The following is a 15,607-nucleotide window of genomic DNA, read 5'->3' as shown; positions in this document are numbered from 1 at the left end:
GACGGCCGGACGCACATCGGGAAACCCCCGATCGGGCGGGCCCGGCCGGCCCGGGATCAGCGGGCGGGGTCGGCCCCGCGCACCTCGTGCGACACCGGACAGCCCGCCGGGAAGGTGCCCAGCTCGCGGACGTCGTAGCCGTCCGGGTAACTGCGGATGCTCGGCGACCGCTCCAGCGAGAACGGCTCGGTCCGTACCGGCATCCGGCGCACCACCGCGGCCCTGGCCCGCAGCGCCGCGTCGGCCGCGACCCGGACCGGCGCCGGCGGACACGGGTAGCCGAGAGCGTCGAGCAACGGCTCGTCCAGCAGCGCGAGCAGGAACGTCCGGCTCAGCGCCGTGGGCACCCGGTCGTTGGGCGGGAACGTGATCGCCAGGTCCAGGGTCGCGTCCGCCACGGCCCGGCCACCCGGGTCGTACCCGAAGTGCTCGGCCTCGTAGGCGTCGAGCAGGGCCTCGAAGTCCTGCCAGGTCCCGGGCACGTCCCGGATCCCCATGCGCCGGCCGAGCTCGCGGTAGTAGTTCGCGGTCGCGACCTTCTCGACCTCGGTGTGCCTGCGCCATCCCCAGCGCTGCACCCAGCGCAGCGGCACCACGACGAAGGTGCACAGGACGTAGCGCAGGTCGTCGTTCGAGATGTCGTAGGAACGGTGTATCTGGTTCATCCGGCGGATCGCCGCCCGGCCCTCGGCGTGCTCGAAGCCGTTCGTCAGCACCGTCTCCAGGATCAGCCCGGTGTCGTCGTAGCGCTTCTGGGTGCGCTCGGTGAACTCGCCGGTCCCGGCCAGGAGCCGGCCGATCGACGGGACCGCGTAGGTCCGGAACAGCGCCATCGAGAGCGCCTGCTGGATGTCCCACGGGAACTCCAGCCCGGACAGCGCCCGGTAGATCTCCACGTACTCGGTGGCCGGATCCAGCGCGGCCAGCTCGTCGCGCCGGTCGTAGCGGTCCGGCCGGACCCGGATGCCCGGGGTGGTGATGCGCAACGTGCGGCCCCTTCGCCGTCTGTTCGGTGCCGTCTGTTCGGTGCCGTCTGTTCGGTGCCGTCTGTTCGGTGCCGTCGGATCAGTACCGGATGAGACCCCTGATGTTGCGCCCCGCCCGCATGTCCTCGTAACCCTCGTTGACCTGGTCGAGGGAGTACTCGCGGGTGATCAGCTCGCGCAGCTTGAGCTGCCCCAGGTTGTGCATCTCCAGCAACCGCGGCACGTCGTGCTGGGCGGCCGAGCTACCGAACAGGGCGCCGCGGATCTGCTTCTCGTAGAGCGTCAGGTCCAGCAGGGACAACGTGGCCGTCTCCTCGTCGGCGTTCGCCAGCGCGGTGACGACGACCCGTCCGCGCTTGCCGACGAGCTGCAGCGCCGGCTGCAGCTCGGCGCCCGCGGCCACCCCGGTGCAGAGGATCGCGGCGTCCGCTAGCTGCCCGCGGGTCAGCTCGCTGACCGTCTCCCACGCCTGGTCGACGCTCGCCGCGACGTGCGTGGCGCCGAGCTCGAGCGCGCGCTCACGCTTGTACTCGACCGGGTCGACCGCGACGACGTACCGGCAGCCGGCGATCCGCGCCCCCTGCACCGCGTTCGCGCCGATCCCACCGACACCCACGACCACGGCCGTGTCACCGGCCCGCAGCTCGGCGGTGCGCACCGCGGAACCGAAGCCGGTGGTGACCCCGCAGCCGACCAGCGCGGCCAGGTCCAGCGGGAACCCCTCGTCGATCTTCACGACCGACTTCACCGGGACCACGGTGTGCCGGGCGAACGTGCCGAGCAGGCACATCTGCCCGATGTCGGTGCCGTCCGAGCCGTGGAAGCGGTACGTGCCGTCGAGCTGCGGCCCGAGCGTGGCGCCCGCGCCGTCGTTGCACAGGTTCGGCAGGCCTCTCGAGCAGTACGGACAGCGTCCGCAGGAGGGCAGGAAGGTCATCACGACCGGGTCGCCGACCTCGACCTCGGTGACCCCGGGCCCGACCTCGATCACCCGGCCGGCGCCCTCGTGCCCGCCGACCATCGGCAGCACGGCGGGCAGGTCCCCGGTCACCAGGTGCTCGTCGGAGTGGCACAGGCCCGACGCCGTGAGCTCGACCAGCACCTCACCGGCGTTCGGCGGGTCGAGGTCGAGCTCCTCGATCTCCCACTTGCCGCCCGGTTCCCACAGCACCGCTGCCGTCGTCCGCATGGCGGACGATCCTGGCCCGTTCCGGTGCAGCGGGGCACCCGCCGTCCGCGCCAGCCGTGGCCCCCGGGTGCCACACCGGCTCAGGCGGCGGGCAGCGGCAGGATGAGCCGGGCGACCAGACCGCCACCGTCGCGCGGGAGCAGGCTCAGCTCACCGTCCATCGCGGAGGCGAGCGCCTCGGCGATCCACAGTCCCAGACCGGCGGTGCCGCGCCGCTCCCCCAGCGCCACGCCCTTCGCCGTCACCACCCCCTCCTGGCCCGGCGGCAGGCCGGGGCCGCGGTCGCGTACCTCCGCGGTCAGGATCCCGCCGTCATGGGCCAGGTACAGCTCGACCGGTTCGTCCCCGCTGTGCCGGGCCGCGTTCTCGGCCAGGTTGGTGAGCAGCCGGCGCAGCCGTTGCGGATCACAGTGCACGGCGGCCCCCGGCACCGGGACGATCGGCCGGCGCCGGTGCACGGCGACACCGGCGGCGTCGAGGACACCCGCGGCCAGATCCGCCAGCGGAACCCGCCGCGGCCGGTCCCGGCCCAGCGGACTGCCGTCGGCGACGGCGAGATCGGCCAGCCCGTCCAGCATGTCCTGCAGGTGCGACGCGTGGTCGGCGAGCAGCCGCGCCGCGGTCCGGCGGGCGTCACCGGTGAGCCGCTCCGCGGCGAGATCGGCCGACAGCGCGGACAGCGACGCCACCGGCGTGCGGAACTCGTGCAGCACCACCCGGGCGCCGTCGAGCCGGGCCCGGCTCTGGGACACCAGCCGGTCACGCAGCGCCCGCTCCGACAGGTAGCGCTCGTGCTCGCTCTCCGCGCGGGCCCGGGTGGTCGCGATGTCGACGAGCTGTCGTTCCAGCAGCCGGACCAGGACCCCGACCAGCACCGCGGTCCCGAACAGGAAGCCGGTCCACCACACGCCGAGGAAGATCCGCTCGGTGACCGGCACCGCCGGGTCCGAACCCAGCAGGCCGGCCGCGCCGAGGGCGACCCCGAGCACCAGTGCGGCGACCCGCCCGACCCGCGGGCCGCCGCGCAGTGCGATCGCGATGACCACCAGCGGCAGCGCCGCCACCATCGGGCTGTGCACCCCGCCGGTCAGCCCCACCGCGACCACGGCGAGCGCGCCGTCGACACCGGTGAGCACCGCCGGACGGACGGGCAGCGCGCCGCGGCGGACCGCGGCCGCGGCGAGCGCCACCGAGTACACCGCGGCCAACCCGATCAGGGCGGCGGCGACCGCGGTCCCGGCGCGCGCCGCCTCCGGCCGGAACGCCAGCAGCAGCACCGCGGCGGCCACCACGCACAACCGCAGCACGACCGCCGCGCGCTCCTCGGCCGTGCGCTCCGGGAGCTCGGCCACGAGATCGGTCGGCGGACCGTCCGGTGCGGTTCGGCTGATCATCGCGGCGGCCCGCTCCCTACCGGAGACGTCGTCCCCGGCGCCACCCGGGATGGTCGGCGACGACCACACTAGGCTCGCCGCCGTGCCCGCCGAGCCGCACGTCGTCGTCATCGTGGACGATCACGCCCTGTTCTCCCAGGGGCTGGCGCTACTGCTCGAGTCCCGGGCGGGCGACTCGTTCCGGGTCGCGGGATCGACCACCGCGGGCGAGGAGGCCGTCGCCCTCGTCGGCCGGCACGACGCCGGCATCGCGATCGTCGACCTGGCGCTGCCCCCGCTGGGCGGGGTGGAGACGATCCGCCGGATCAAGGCGGCCTACCCCCGGACCCGGGTCCTGGCCCTGTCCGGCACCGAGGACCTGGATCTCGCCGCGGCCGCGATGCGTGCCGGCGCGGAGGGTTATCTCGGCAAGTCGGCCGATCCCGAGGTGCTGGTGGCGCCTCTGCTCGCCATCGCCGCCGGGGTCCGGGTGCTCCGGGCGGAACTGCTGGACGCGCTGCTCACCGCCGCCGACCGGACCGCCGACGGGCTGCTCGACCGGCTGGGCGAACGGGACATCGAACTGTGGACGCTGCTCGCCCGCGGTCTGGAGACCGCCGACATCGCGCGGCCGCTGCTGGTGAGCGAACGGACCGCCAAACGGATGATCGCCTCGCTGCTGCACAAGCTCGGAGCCGCGAACCGGATCGAGGCGGCCGCGCTGGCCGGCCGCTGCGGGCTGCTCGACTGAGCGGGCCCGGCCGGGCCCGTGCGGGCCAGCGCTGGCCCGGTGGCGGGGCGCGGCACCGGTCGATCACCGGGCAGACTCGCCGGCGCCGAACGGCGGTCCGACCGCCGAACATCTCGCGAGGAGGCGCTGATGGCCGTGTTCGCCGACGAGGCCGAGGTCTACGAGTACCTGGGCGGGGTCTTCCGGCTCGGTCTAGAGGACCCGGACCTGGTCGCCAAGCTGGCGCCGACCGGGATCGTCCTGCGCATCACCTACACCGACCCGGACGCCGTGCTCACCGTCGACATGCCCAACTCCGAGATCCACACCGGGGCGGGCAACGGTCCGGCGCCGAACATCGAGCTGTTCATGTCCGCCGACACCGGCAACCGCTTCTGGCTGGGCAACGTGGTGCTCCCGGTCGCGATGGCCAAGGGCGAGGTCCGTGCGAAAGGACCGGTGTCGAAGCTGCTGAAGCTCCTGCCGACCGCGAAGCGGCTCTTCGGCCCCTACCGGCAGAAGCTGGAGGCCGAGGGCCGTCAGGACCTTCTGGTCGCCCGATGATCACCTGATCGGGTGGTCGTCGCGCGTCCGTACGAACCATCCCGGGTACTCCCCGGTGATACTGCCGATCCGGTCCCGAGGATCGGCGGCCGTGCTTCGGCACGGCCGGACCCGGCTCCCGGAGGTTCGATGATGGCCAGTGCGACGACCGGCGACGCGGGGCCCGAGAGCATCTGGCTGGACGTCCAGATGTGGCAACCGCTGCGCGGCGTCCTGCACCCGATCAGCGAGATCGAGTGCGACGTTCCCGAACCGCTCCCCGAGGGGTTCGACGAGTGGCACGACTGGGCCGAGGCCTGCCTGCTGGAGGTCGCCCGCCGCGACGGCTGGCAGCACGGCCGCTACACCTACACCATCCAGGAACGGGACAGCAGGGACCATCCGGTCCGCGACCTGGGCAAGGACGTCTGGGACTACGAGTAGCCGCGCGACGGCGGTTATCGTCCCCGGTACACGCAGAGCAACGGGGAGGCCGCCGGTGACACGGGGCAAGGGTCCGCTGGCCGGACTGAGGGTGATCGAGCTCGCCGGGATCGGCCCGGGACCACACGCGGCGATGATCCTCGGTGATCTCGGCGCCGACGTGGTGCGGATCGACCGCCCGTCGGGCGGGTTGCAGATCGGCTCCGGCACGGTGCCCGATCCCACCGTCCGCGGCCGTCGCACGGTCGCCGCCGACCTGAAGACCGCGGCGGGACGGGAGACCGTGCTGCGCCTGGTGGAGAAGGCCGACGTGCTCCTGGAGGGCTACCGGCCGGGCGTCACCGAGCGTCTGGGGGTCGGCCCGGAGGACTGCCACGCCCGCAACCCGCGCCTGGTGTACGGCCGGATGACCGGCTGGGGCCAGGACGGCCCGATGGCGCCGCGCGCCGGGCACGACATCAACTACATCTCGTTGACCGGCGCGCTGCACGCGATCGGCCGTGCCGGGGAGCGGCCGGTGCCACCGTTGAACCTGGTGGGTGACTTCGGCGGCGGCTCGATGCTGCTCGTCGTCGGCGTCCTCGCCGCGCTGTGGGAGGCCCGAGCCTCCGGTACGGGGCAGGTCGTCGACGCCGCGATGGTGGACGGCGTCAGCGTGCTGAACCAGATGTTCTGGGGTTTCCTCGCCCAGGGCGCCTGGGTCGACGAGCGTGGCGTGAACCTGCTCGACGGGCACGCACCCTTCTACGACACCTACGAGTGCGCCGACGGCGGCCACATGGCGGTCGGCGCGCTGGAGCCGCAGTTCTTCGCGCAGCTGCTCGCCGGCCTCGAGGTGAGCGCCGAGGAGATCGGCGACCAGTACGACCGGGCCGGCTGGCCGGCGATGCGCGCCCGGTTCACCGAGGTGTTCGCCTCGAAGCCGCGCGACGAGTGGGCCGCCGTGTTCGAGCACACCGACGCCTGCACCACGCCCGTGCTGTCGTTCGAGGAAGCCGCCGCGAACCCGCACCTGGTCGCGCGCAACACCGTCGTCACCGCCGACGGGGTCCGCCAGGCCGCGCCGGCGCCGCGCTTCTCCCGTACCGGCACCGAGACCGCGACCCGCGGCACCGGCCCGGAGGACGTCGACGGCGTCCTCGCCGACTGGTCCTGATCCGACACGGCGACGCCCCCGGCTCCGAGGTCGGAGCCGGGGGCCTCGTGGCCGTGGGGCAGCAGGTCAGTCCTGCTCCTCCGTGTCCGGAGCCAGCAGGTTCCGGGTGCGGTTCGGGTCCACCGGGATGCCGGGGCCGGTCGTCGTCGAGACGGTGACCTTCTTGACGTACCGTCCCTTGGCGGCGGACGGCTTGAGCCGCAGGATCTCGTCCAGGGCGGCGCCGTAGTTCTCGACCAGCTTCTCGGTGTCGAACGAGGCCTTGCCGATGACGAGGTGCAGGTTGGCCTGCTTGTCGACCCGGAAGTTGACCTTTCCGCCCTTGATCTCGTTGATCGCCTTGGTGACGTCCGGGGTGACGGTGCCGGTCTTCGGGTTCGGCATCAGGCCACGCGGGCCGAGGATGCGGGCGATCCGTCCGACCTTCGCCATCTGGTCCGGGGTCGCGATGGCGGCGTCGAAGTCGAGCCACCCGCCCTGGATGCGCTCGATGAGGTCCTCGGAGCCCACGGCGTCGGCGCCGGCGGCCTCGGCCTCGGCGGCCTTGTCACCGGTGGCGAACACGATCACCCGGGCGGTCTTGCCGGTACCGTGCGGCAGGTTCACGGTCCCGCGGACCATCTGGTCCGCCTTGCGGGGGTCGACGCCCAGCCGGAGCGCGACCTCGACGGTCGCGTCGGTGTTCTTGCTGGAGGTCTCCTTGGCCAGGGCCGCCGCGGCGAGCGGCGAGTAGAGGCGGTCCGCGTCGATCTTCGCGGCGGCCTCGCGGTAGGCCTTGCTGCGCTGTGCCATCTGTCCTCGTCTCCTTGTATGAGGTCAGGTCGTGGTCCGAGCCGCGCCCGGCTCTCCCACGCGTACGGAAAGTGTGTGGCGGGCCGTTCTCAGCCCTCGACCGTGATGCCCATCGACCGCGCGGTCCCGGCGATGATCTTCGTCGCCTGGTCCAGGTCGTTGGCGTTCAGGTCCTGGAACTTGGTCTCGGCGATCTCGCGGACCTGGGCCCGGGTGACCGTCGCGACCTTCGTCTTGTGCGGCTCGCCGGAACCCTTGTCGACACCCGCCGCCTTGAGCAGCAGCTTGGCCGCCGGCGGGGTCTTCAGCTCGAAGGTGAACGAGCGGTCCTCGTACACCGAGATCTCGACCGGCACGACGTTGCCGCGCTGGGCCTCGGTGGCCGCGTTGTAGGCCTTGCAGAACTCCATGATGTTCACGCCGTGCTGGCCCAGCGCGGGCCCGACCGGCGGGGCGGGCGTCGCGGCGCCGGCCTGGATCTGGAGCTTGATGATCGCGGAGAGCTTCCGCTTCTTGGGGGGCATGTCCGTTCCTCAGTGATCGATGTGCACGCCGCGCGGCCCTGCCATGCCACGGACGTTTCTCACAAGGTGCGTCAGATCTTGGAGACCTGGTTGAACCCGAGCTCGACCGGAGTCTCCCGGCCGAAGATCGAGACCAGCACCTTGAGCTTCTGGGCGTCGACGTTGACCTCGCTGATGCTCGCCGGGAGCGTCGCGAACGGCCCGTCCATGACGGTGACCGACTCGCCGACCTCGAAGTCGACCTCGACGGCCGGGGCCCCGCTGCCCGAGGTGGAGCCACCGGAGGCGGCACCGGCCTTGCCGGCCTCGGCCTTCTTCTCCGGGGCCTCGGTCTTGGGCAGCAGGAACTTCACGACCTCGTTGATGGACAGCGGCGACGGCTTGGACGTCGCACCGACGAATCCGGTGACGCCCGGGGTGTTCCGCACCGCGCCCCAGGACTGGTCGTTGAGTTCCATCCGGACCAGGATGTAGCCGGGCAGCACCTTGCGCTGGACCTTCTTGCGCTGCCCGTTCTTGATCTCGGTGACCTCCTCGGTGGGCACCTCGACCTGGAAGATGTAGTCCTCGACGTCCAGGGTCTGCGCCCGGGTCTCGAGGTTGGACTTCACCTTGTTCTCGTAGCCGGCGTAGGAGTGCACGACGTACCAGTCACCGGGGGCCCGGCGCAGCGCTGCACGCAGCTCCTCGGCCGGGTCGACCTCCTCGGCGGGCTCGCCCGTCTCGTCCTCGCCCGCCTCGCCGGCCGCTGCCGGCCCGTCGGTGTCCTCACCGGTGGTCGAGTCGGCGCCCGCACCGGTGGCCGACTCGCCGCCCTCGCCGGCGATCGACTCGGCGGCCGCGCCGGCGGTCGAGTCGTCGTCGGCCTCGGTGTAGTCACCGGAGGCCGTGTCGTCGCCGTGCGCCGCCTCGATGTCGGCGTCCTGGACGGACTGCTCGGGCAGCGTCTCGTCGGCCGCCTGCTCGGCGACCGCGTCGAGCGCGGCCTGGTCGGCCGTCTCGCCGTACGCGTTGCTGTCGGAGGTCACGTCCTACTCGCTTCCTTATCGATGTCGGTCGTCACCGGCCGGTCCGGTCCACCGCTCGTGTCAGTCCCTGCCGAACAGGAACGCGACGCCCTCGGCGAACGCCGAGTCGAGCAGGAACACCAGGGCCACCATGAACGACACGAAGATCAGAACGGCGATGGTGTACTTGACCATCTGGGAGCGGTTCGGCCAGATGACCTTGCGGAGCTCGGCGACGACCTCGCGCAGGAACCGGACCACCCGGCCGATCGGCGAGACCTTCTTCTCCTTGGTGGCCGCCGCCGCGGCGCGCGACGGCGTCGCCCGCCCCTTGGACGGGGTGCCCTCCGCACCGGACCCTCCGGAGGCCCGTCGTCCACGACGGTCGGCTGCGTTGCTCGGGCGCTCCCGCCCGGGCCGCTCCGACTCGTGCTCGTCGCTCACGAGCCCTCCTCGCCCTCCGCATGCGGCGGGCCTCCGCCCGCCGTCGGTCACGTCCTCCGTGTGAGAGAACCTGCTCTGCTTCGTCGTCCGTGCCGTCGGCCGCACCACCGGACGGTCCGGCGATCTGCGGCGTCGTGGCAGGGGTGACAGGACTTGAACCTGCAACCTGCGGTTTTGGAGACCGCTGCTCTGCCAATTGAGCTACACCCCTATGCCCCGAACCACCCCTGAGGGCGGCGGGACGGGCGCGACCGATCATCCGGTGCGCCCGGCGTGACCGAGTGTACGGCACCCCCCGCAGGCGGCCCGCACCCCGGGTCCTAGTGGGGCAGAACGACCTCGGCGCGGGCCCGGCCGAGGACCGTCCGGCCGTCGAAGACCGCCGTGAGGTCGACCACCGCGACCCGCACGCCGTCCTGCTCACGCACCTCGGCGACCGTGCCGCCGAGCTCGACGACAGCGCCGGCGTCGTCGTCGGGCACCACGACGGGCCGGGTGAACCGGGTGCCGTAGCTGCGCACCGCCGCCGGATCACCGGTCCAGGCCGTCAGCACCCGGCCGGCCAGCGCCATCGACAGCATCCCGTGCGCGATCACACCGGGCAGCCCGGCGACTCCGGCCACCCGGTCGCTCCAGTGGATCGGGTTGAAGTCGCCGGAGGCGCCCGCGTAGCGGACCAGATCACCCCGGGTCAGCCGCACCTCGAACGAGGGCAGAGCGTCGCCCTTGGCGACCGCGGCGGCGGACCCGGGCGTCAGCGGGGTGCTCACGCGTCCTCCCCGGCCGGGCTGACCAGCATCGAATGCGTGGTCACCACCGGCTCGCCCGTGGCGTCGGCGACCTCGCAGCGCAGGGTCAGCATGTGGTTGCCGGCCCGGGTGCGCAGCTCGTCGACGTGCACGACCGTGGTCAGCTCGTCACCGGCGCGGACCGGCCGGTGGAAGGAGATGCGCTGGTCGCCGTGCACCATGCGGGTGTAGTCCCAGCCGAGGGCCGGGTCCTTCAGGAACGCCTCGATCACCGGCATCGTGAAGCACACCGCGAACGTGGGCGGGGCGAGCAGATCCGGATGGCCGGCGGCGCGGGCGGCGGCGAGATCGTGGAACAGCGGATCGCCGTCGCCGATGGCGACGGCGAACTCGCGGATCTTCTCCCGGCCGACCTGGTACGGCCCGACCGGGGCGAGCGCGCGCCCGACCCAGGACTGGTCGACCACCAGGGTCAGCGGGTCTCGCGGTGCGCCCGGTGGGTGCCGCAGTTCGGGCAGAACTTCTTGATCTCGAGCCGGTCCGGGTCGTTCCGCCGGTTCTTCTTGGTGATGTAGTTGCGGTGCTTGCACTCCTCGCAGGCCAGAGTGATCTTCGGCCGCACGTCCGTGGCCTTGGCCATCGCGGGTGCCTCCCAGCAGGTGTTCCGTGTCGTACGCCGACGTGTCACGTCGGCACTCGGTGACGATGGCCGGACTCGAACCGGCGACACAGCGATTATGAGCCGCTTGCTCTACCGACTGAGCTACACCGTCATGAAAGAAGCCTCGCCGTGCCACGGCGAGGCGACTTCCAGAGCCCCCTTACGGAATCGAACCGTAGACCTTCTCCTTACCATGGAGACGCTCTGCCGACTGAGCTAAGGGGGCCGGTACCGCCGGTACGCGAAGGGCTTTCGCCCTCCCCGCTCACCGGCCCGACCAACTTTACACACCCGTTCCGGGGCCCCGCAGCGGGGGCCCCGGAACCGGTTTCCTGCAGGTGGGAGCCCAGCTACCAGCTGGACTTGCGCACCCCGGGGAGCGCGCCGTCGTGCGCCAGCGCGCGCAACCGCACCCGCGAGACCCCGAACTTGCGCAGGTGCCCGCGTGGGCGCCCGTCCACCGAGTCGCGGTTGCGCACCCGGGTCGCGCTGGCGTCCCGCGGCTGGCGCCGGAGCTCGGCCGCGGCGGCGGCCTTCTCCTCGTCACTCGCCGACGGCCGCGCGAGAACGGCCTTCAGCTCGGCGCGACGCTCGGCGTAGCGCGCGACGATCCGCTTGCGCCGCTCGTTCTTGGCGATCTGCCCGGTGGTGGCCATCAGACGCGGCCCCCACGCGCACGGATCCGCTCGACGGCGGCGTCGACACCGATCCGGTCCACCGTCCTGATGCCTTTCGCGGAGAGCCGCAGCCGCACCCAGCGACGGCCGGCCGGGTACCAGTAGCGCTTCTGCGCCACGTTGGGATCGAACCGCCGGCTGGTGCGGCGGTGCGAGTGCGAGACGTTCTTGCCGAAGCAGGGCTCGCGCCCGGTCAGGTCGCAGCGACGGGACACGGGCTCACCGCCCCGCGTTCGGGTAGGGCAGCAGCGCCATCTCCCGTGCGTTGCGGATCGCGACGGCGACCCGGCGCTGCTGCTGCCCGGTGAGGCCGGTGACCCGGCGGGCGCGGATCTTGCCGCGGTCGGAGACGAACGTGCGCAGCAGCGCCGCGTCCTTCCAGTCCACGTGCTCGATCCCGCGGGCGTGCAGCGGGTTGGGCTTGCGCCGCGGTGCGCGCAGCGACTTGTTCGCGCTCCTCATTCAGCGCTCCTCCTTGAACTCGACGTGCCTGCGGACCTTCGGGTCGTACTTGCGCAGCACCAGCCGGTCCGGATCGTTGCGGCGGTTCTTGCGCGTGACGTACGTCGTGCCGGTGCCCGCCGTGGACCGCAGCTTCACGATCGGCCGGACGTCCGTCGACCTGGCCATCGGACCCTCCTCTCCAACAATGGGAATCGTTTTCGTTTACGCTACACCGGACCGCGACCACGTCGACCCGGGAGGAAGGCATGACCGAGCTGGTGGTGTTGTGCGGCACGTCGCACGACGGGACCGAGCAGACGATCGCCCGGATGGGGGAGCTCGATCCCGACCTGGTCGTGCTGCACCACGACCTGAGACACCTCGCCCGGGGCCGGGTGCACCGGCGGCTGCGGACCGGGCACCGCGACGAGCGCACCGTGCTGGAACTGGCCCACGGCTGCGTGAGCTGCACCATCCGCGAGGACGTGTTGCCGACCCTGGCGCGACTGGCGGGACACGTGGCCCGGGTCGTGCTGCACCTGGACCCACGACTGGAGCCGGAGCCGGTCTGCTGGGCGCTCGGCTCGGTGCTGCTCGAGCCCGAGGACGGGCAGCCCTGCCCGATCACCGACCTGCTCGATCTGCGGGGCGTGGTGACGGTGATCGATCCGGACGGCTGGCTCGACGACGCCACCGGGGACGCGACGCTGTCCGAGCGCGGCCCGAACACACTGCCCGACGACGAGCGCACCGTGGCCCAGCTCGCCGTCGGTCAGGCGGAGTTCGCCGACGTGATCGTGACCACCCGGACGCTGCAGGGCCGGGACGCCACCGACCGGCGGACCGCGGCGGTGCTCGACCGCCTCGCCCCGACCGCGCCGCGGCTGCTCGCCGCCGGCGGTGACCACCGGTTGTTCTGCGACGGCCTCGGGGAGCAGGCCCGGCGCGGGGTCCCCGGCGGGGTGCACGACCCGCTGCTGCGCGGGACACCACCGCTGGACGCCGCCGACGACGTCCGGACGCTGCTGTTCTCGGCCCGCCGCCCCTTCCATCCCGACCGCCTGCACGAGGCCCTCGACAGCCTGCTCGACGGCGTCGTGCGGACGCGTGGCCGGATCTGGCTCGCCACCCGGCCGGACGCCGTGCTGTGGCTGGAGAGCGCGGGCGGCGGACTGCGGATCGGGCACGCCGGGACCTGGCTGGACGGCGCGGACGAACAGGCGTGGGCCGAGGCGGGCGACCAGCGACGGGCGATGGCCGCGATGGCCTGGCACCCGCGCTGGGGGGACCGGGCCCAGGATCTCGTCGTGCTCTGCCACGGCGCGGATCCGGACGAGATCGACGCGGCACTGCGCGGTGCGCTGCTCTCCGACGCGGAGGTCGCGGCCGGCGAGGCCGCGTGGGCCGGGCTGGCGGACCCGTTCGGCTGGACGCACGACGAACCCTGCGCCGAACCCGTCCGGAACGACCCGACCGTCGGGATCGAACGAGAAGGAGAGAGCTGATGGCAGTCCCCAAGCGGCGGATGTCGCGCGCGAACACCCGGCACCGCCGGTCGCAGTGGAAGGCGCAGGCTCCGGACCTGGTGCCGATCACCCTCGCGGGCGGGCGGCACCTCGTCCCGCGCAACCTGGTGGCGGCCTACCGCCGCGGGTTGTTGCCACCGCCCACCTGAGAAGCCGGACAGACGATGATCCGCGTTTCGGGAACCCCGGTGCGCGCATCGGGGCCCCGGAACTCCCGAAACAGGGATCATGGGTCGGCCGGGGGCGGGACCCGGCACGGGCCGATGCGATGCCGGCCCGATCGGCCGTCCCGGCACCGGCGGACGCGGACAGCAGGGTGACGGGCAGCGACGGTGCGTGACACCTCGGGCGGCGTACGGGTGTTTCGCTCCACCTGACGAGTGGAGCACTCACTCCAACGATTGGCGTAACCCGTCACCGGATAACAGGGTGAGTGTTCGACACGACAAGACGGGCAGAAGCAGGAACCGGCGGCGCGCACCGGATCCCGAAGACCCCGTATCGACTCCCCCGAGATCGTGGTGATCGTCATGTCCGCGCCCGCCGTCCGCATCCCGAGCCCGCGCCGCCCCGTCGGCGGCTCCGCTCAGGCCGGGCCCCGCGCCCTGCCCGAGGGCGACGTCCGGCACCTGGACCTCACACGCGGGTCGGTCGTCCCGGCTCCGCGGCGCGGCGGCGCGGCTCCGGCGGGCCCCGGCCTGCCGGCCCAGCGGCGCGACGGTGCGCCGCCGCAGGGCCCCCGTCCACCGGCCCAGCGGCGCGACGGTGCGCCGCCGCAGGGCCCCCGTCCACCGGTCCGGCAGCGCGACGGTGCGGCCCCGGCGGGTCCCCGCCGACCGGCTCCGGCAGCGCCGGCGGGTCCCGGCCTGCCGGCTCCGCGCCCGGCGCCGTCTCCGTCCGGTGCGCGTCCCGGCCCCCGGCCCGCGCACCCGCACCCCACGGCGGGCGGGCGGCCGGGCGGGCCGGCTGCACCCGGGCAGAGCGGCACGGTGCGGCCGACCCCGTCACCGGTCGAGGACCGCAGGGGCCTGCCCGCGCACCACCGCGTCGAGGTGAGCACGGCGGCACGCGTCTTCACCGCGGCCGCGCGGCTGGGCAGCCTGACCACACTGGCCGCGATGGTGGTGCTGGCCGCCGCCCTCGCCGGGCTGGCCGACGGGGAGCCGCCGACCGGCCCGGCAGCCGAGGTCGCCGACAGCACGCTGCGCTGAGCGCCCGCGGGATCAGGCCGCGTCGGACCGTGTCGCCGGCTGCGACTTCAGCACGTCGTCGACCAGATCCATCACCAGGCGGTTCCCGCCGAGGCGGTACCCGAAGTCCTCCCAGGAGAGCAGCTCCCGGGAGATCAGCTCGCCGACCGGACCCGGGTAGATCCGGGTGGCCCGGAACGCGGCGGCCCGCATCCGCATCTTCTCGTGGTGCTCCATGGGCGCCGGTGCGCTCATGCCCTCACCTCCGCGATAGGGGGACTTGACGTCGGCGCGCTCTCCGCGCTGAGCCGCCCGCCTCGTTCCATGGTGACGGGCCCGCCGCCGTTCGCCGCCTCGAAGTGCGCAGCGTCTCACCGGTGTGTCACCACCTCGTGAACGCTCCGTCGACCAGGTGTAACCGGGACTTCCACGGTGCGGTCCCGGGCCGCGGGCAGCCGCCCGCGGCCCCGTACCGCCACTACGGTGATCGCCATGGCGCACCGCACACGTGACCTGCTCTGGTCGGACGTCGAGACCATCCACGAGAAGATCCTGGCGCACCCGTTCGTCACCGGGCTGACCGACGGATCGCTGCCGCACGAGGCGTTCCGGCACTACATCGTCCAGGACGCGCACTACCTGCGCGGCTACGCCAAGGCCCTCACGGTGTGCGCGGCGAAGGCCCCGGACGACGACGACACCGTCATGTTCGCCGAGCACGCCGCGGGCGCGATCGCCGCCGAGCGTGAGCTGCACACCGATCTGCTCGGCGGGCTCGGCCTGACCTCCGAGCAGGCCAGGACGACGCCGGTCGCGCCGGCCACCAGCGCCTACGTCAGCTACATCCTGGCCGCGGCGCACGGCGGCTCGTACGCCGAGGGCGTCGCCGCCGTACTGCCCTGCTACTGGATCTACGCGAAGGTCGGCGAGCACCTGGTCGGGTCCGGTTCCCCGGACCCGCTCTACCAGCGCTGGATCGACATGTACTCCGGCGAGGAGTTCCGGGCCGTCGTCGACGCCGTGCTGGACGCGACCGACCGGCTCGGCGCGACCGTCTCGGACACCGAGCTGGACCGCATGCGGGCGCACTTCACGACGACCTCGCGCTACGAGTGGATGTTCTGGGACGGTGCGTACCGCCGGGAGACCTGGCCGGTGTGACGGCGCGACCG

23 protein-coding genes and 3 tRNA genes are annotated in these 15,607 nt (G+C 72.9%); 8 read left to right on the top strand and 18 right to left on the bottom strand.

Features of this window, described 5'->3' with window-relative positions; translation table 11 throughout:
* Positions 1 to 56 precede the first annotated feature (56 nt).
* The 3 genes from AB0J24_RS02860 to AB0J24_RS02850 form a co-directional block, all read right to left on the bottom strand.
* Positions 57 to 986: an oxygenase MpaB family protein gene (locus tag AB0J24_RS02860; RefSeq protein ID WP_358674512.1), complete on the bottom strand. Its 930-nt coding sequence runs from the start codon at positions 984 to 986 to the stop codon at positions 57 to 59.
* 79 nt (positions 987 to 1,065) lie between these two features.
* Positions 1,066 to 2,175, bottom strand: a complete 1,110-nt coding sequence (locus tag AB0J24_RS02855; protein ID WP_358674509.1) for an NDMA-dependent alcohol dehydrogenase — start codon at positions 2,173 to 2,175, stop codon at positions 1,066 to 1,068.
* Positions 2,176 to 2,255: 80 nt separating this feature from the next.
* Complete coding sequence (locus AB0J24_RS02850; protein WP_358674506.1) at positions 2,256 to 3,569, bottom strand: HAMP domain-containing sensor histidine kinase; 1,314 nt, start codon at positions 3,567 to 3,569, stop codon at positions 2,256 to 2,258.
* An 82-nt stretch (positions 3,570 to 3,651) separates the two neighbouring features.
* Between AB0J24_RS02850 and AB0J24_RS02845 the strand changes: the two genes are divergently transcribed.
* The 4 genes from AB0J24_RS02845 (at position 3,652) to AB0J24_RS02830 (ending at position 6,421) form a co-directional block, all read left to right on the top strand.
* Positions 3,652 to 4,299: a response regulator transcription factor gene (locus tag AB0J24_RS02845; RefSeq protein WP_358674503.1), complete on the top strand. Its 648-nt coding sequence runs from the start codon at positions 3,652 to 3,654 to the stop codon at positions 4,297 to 4,299.
* 129 nt (positions 4,300 to 4,428) lie between these two features.
* Entirely contained in the window at positions 4,429 to 4,842 is a 414-nt protein-coding gene (locus AB0J24_RS02840; protein WP_358674501.1) for a sterol carrier protein, read from the top strand.
* 132 nt (positions 4,843 to 4,974) lie between these two features.
* Positions 4,975 to 5,265: a hypothetical protein gene (locus tag AB0J24_RS02835; RefSeq protein ID WP_358674499.1), complete on the top strand. Its 291-nt coding sequence runs from the start codon at positions 4,975 to 4,977 to the stop codon at positions 5,263 to 5,265.
* Between the two features lie 55 nt (positions 5,266 to 5,320).
* Positions 5,321 to 6,421 carry a CaiB/BaiF CoA-transferase family protein gene (locus AB0J24_RS02830; RefSeq protein WP_358674496.1) on the top strand — a complete coding sequence of 367 codons (1,101 nt, stop codon included), beginning with the start codon at positions 5,321 to 5,323 and terminating at the stop codon, positions 6,419 to 6,421.
* Between the two features lie 66 nt (positions 6,422 to 6,487).
* Here the strand turns inward: AB0J24_RS02830 and rplA are convergent, their stop codons facing one another.
* The 14 genes from rplA to rpmG (AB0J24_RS02760) all read right to left on the bottom strand — a co-directional run bounded on the left by rplA (position 6,488) and on the right by rpmG (AB0J24_RS02760) (position 11,905).
* Positions 6,488 to 7,213, bottom strand: a complete 726-nt coding sequence (rplA, locus tag AB0J24_RS02825; protein WP_358674493.1) for a 50S ribosomal protein L1 — start codon at positions 7,211 to 7,213, stop codon at positions 6,488 to 6,490.
* 89 nt (positions 7,214 to 7,302) lie between these two features.
* Positions 7,303 to 7,737, bottom strand: a complete 435-nt coding sequence (gene rplK, locus AB0J24_RS02820) for a 50S ribosomal protein L11 (RefSeq protein ID WP_358674490.1) — start codon at positions 7,735 to 7,737, stop codon at positions 7,303 to 7,305.
* 71 nt (positions 7,738 to 7,808) lie between these two features.
* Complete coding sequence (gene nusG / locus AB0J24_RS02815; RefSeq protein WP_358674487.1) at positions 7,809 to 8,765, bottom strand: transcription termination/antitermination protein NusG; 957 nt, start codon at positions 8,763 to 8,765, stop codon at positions 7,809 to 7,811.
* 60 nt (positions 8,766 to 8,825) lie between these two features.
* The gene (gene secE / locus AB0J24_RS02810; protein WP_358674484.1) at positions 8,826 to 9,188 is read right to left on the bottom strand and encodes a preprotein translocase subunit SecE; all 363 of its coding nucleotides are present in this window, start codon (positions 9,186 to 9,188) and stop codon (positions 8,826 to 8,828) included.
* A gap of 135 nt (positions 9,189 to 9,323) precedes the next feature.
* A tRNA-Trp gene (locus AB0J24_RS02805) sits at positions 9,324 to 9,399 on the bottom strand.
* A gap of 109 nt (positions 9,400 to 9,508) precedes the next feature.
* Positions 9,509 to 9,958 carry a MaoC/PaaZ C-terminal domain-containing protein gene (locus AB0J24_RS02800; protein WP_358674481.1) on the bottom strand — a complete coding sequence of 150 codons (450 nt, stop codon included), beginning with the start codon at positions 9,956 to 9,958 and terminating at the stop codon, positions 9,509 to 9,511.
* Complete coding sequence (locus AB0J24_RS02795; protein WP_358674478.1) at positions 9,955 to 10,404, bottom strand: MaoC family dehydratase N-terminal domain-containing protein; 450 nt, start codon at positions 10,402 to 10,404, stop codon at positions 9,955 to 9,957. Before AB0J24_RS02795 ends, AB0J24_RS02800 begins: the two co-directional genes overlap by 4 nt.
* 5 nt (positions 10,405 to 10,409) lie before the next feature.
* The gene (gene rpmG / locus AB0J24_RS02790) at positions 10,410 to 10,577 is read right to left on the bottom strand and encodes a 50S ribosomal protein L33 (RefSeq protein ID WP_020623293.1); all 168 of its coding nucleotides are present in this window, start codon (positions 10,575 to 10,577) and stop codon (positions 10,410 to 10,412) included.
* Between the two features lie 60 nt (positions 10,578 to 10,637).
* Positions 10,638 to 10,710: transfer RNA gene (locus tag AB0J24_RS02785), tRNA-Met, on the bottom strand.
* 41 nt (positions 10,711 to 10,751) lie between these two features.
* A tRNA-Thr gene (locus tag AB0J24_RS02780) sits at positions 10,752 to 10,824 on the bottom strand.
* A 124-nt stretch (positions 10,825 to 10,948) separates the two neighbouring features.
* Positions 10,949 to 11,254, bottom strand: coding sequence for a 30S ribosomal protein S14 (rpsN, locus tag AB0J24_RS02775; RefSeq protein ID WP_358674476.1), 306 nt, complete (start codon positions 11,252 to 11,254; stop codon positions 10,949 to 10,951).
* The gene (gene rpmB, locus AB0J24_RS02770; RefSeq protein ID WP_358674473.1) at positions 11,254 to 11,490 is read right to left on the bottom strand and encodes a 50S ribosomal protein L28; all 237 of its coding nucleotides are present in this window, start codon (positions 11,488 to 11,490) and stop codon (positions 11,254 to 11,256) included. Before rpmB ends, rpsN begins: the two co-directional genes overlap by 1 nt.
* A 4-nt stretch (positions 11,491 to 11,494) precedes the next feature.
* Positions 11,495 to 11,737 (bottom strand): 30S ribosomal protein S18, encoded by a 243-nt coding sequence (rpsR, locus tag AB0J24_RS02765; RefSeq protein WP_358674470.1) that lies wholly within the window; start codon positions 11,735 to 11,737, stop codon positions 11,495 to 11,497.
* A complete protein-coding gene (gene rpmG / locus AB0J24_RS02760; protein ID WP_358674467.1) occupies positions 11,738 to 11,905 on the bottom strand; it encodes a 50S ribosomal protein L33 in 168 nt (55 codons plus the stop codon).
* A gap of 80 nt (positions 11,906 to 11,985) precedes the next feature.
* Here rpmG (AB0J24_RS02760) and AB0J24_RS02755 point away from each other — a divergent pair, with 80 nt between their 5' ends.
* The 3 genes from AB0J24_RS02755 to AB0J24_RS02745 all read left to right on the top strand — a co-directional run bounded on the left by AB0J24_RS02755 (position 11,986) and on the right by AB0J24_RS02745 (position 14,456).
* Positions 11,986 to 13,224 (top strand): GTP-binding protein, encoded by a 1,239-nt coding sequence (locus AB0J24_RS02755; protein ID WP_358674464.1) that lies wholly within the window; start codon positions 11,986 to 11,988, stop codon positions 13,222 to 13,224.
* Entirely contained in the window at positions 13,224 to 13,394 is a 171-nt protein-coding gene (gene rpmF, locus AB0J24_RS02750) for a 50S ribosomal protein L32 (protein WP_358674461.1), read from the top strand. Before AB0J24_RS02755 ends, rpmF begins: the two co-directional genes overlap by 1 nt.
* 903 nt (positions 13,395 to 14,297) lie before the next feature.
* Positions 14,298 to 14,456, top strand: a complete 159-nt coding sequence (locus AB0J24_RS02745; protein WP_358674458.1) for a hypothetical protein — start codon at positions 14,298 to 14,300, stop codon at positions 14,454 to 14,456.
* A gap of 12 nt (positions 14,457 to 14,468) precedes the next feature.
* Here the strand turns inward: AB0J24_RS02745 and AB0J24_RS02740 are convergent, their stop codons facing one another.
* On the bottom strand, positions 14,469 to 14,690 hold the full coding sequence (locus AB0J24_RS02740; protein ID WP_358674455.1) for a hypothetical protein: 222 nt from the start codon (positions 14,688 to 14,690) through the stop codon (positions 14,469 to 14,471).
* 237 nt (positions 14,691 to 14,927) lie between these two features.
* On the opposite strand from AB0J24_RS02740, the gene tenA reads away from it, so the two are divergent.
* Positions 14,928 to 15,596 carry a thiaminase II gene (gene tenA / locus AB0J24_RS02735; protein WP_358674452.1) on the top strand — a complete coding sequence of 223 codons (669 nt, stop codon included), beginning with the start codon at positions 14,928 to 14,930 and terminating at the stop codon, positions 15,594 to 15,596.
* Positions 15,597 to 15,607: the final 11 nt, after the last annotated feature.

The organism is Pseudonocardia sp. NPDC049635 (assembly GCF_040659795.1).
GTDB lineage: Bacteria > Actinomycetota > Actinomycetes > Mycobacteriales > Pseudonocardiaceae > Pseudonocardia.
This window is presented reverse-complemented; position numbering and strand designations above follow the sequence as displayed.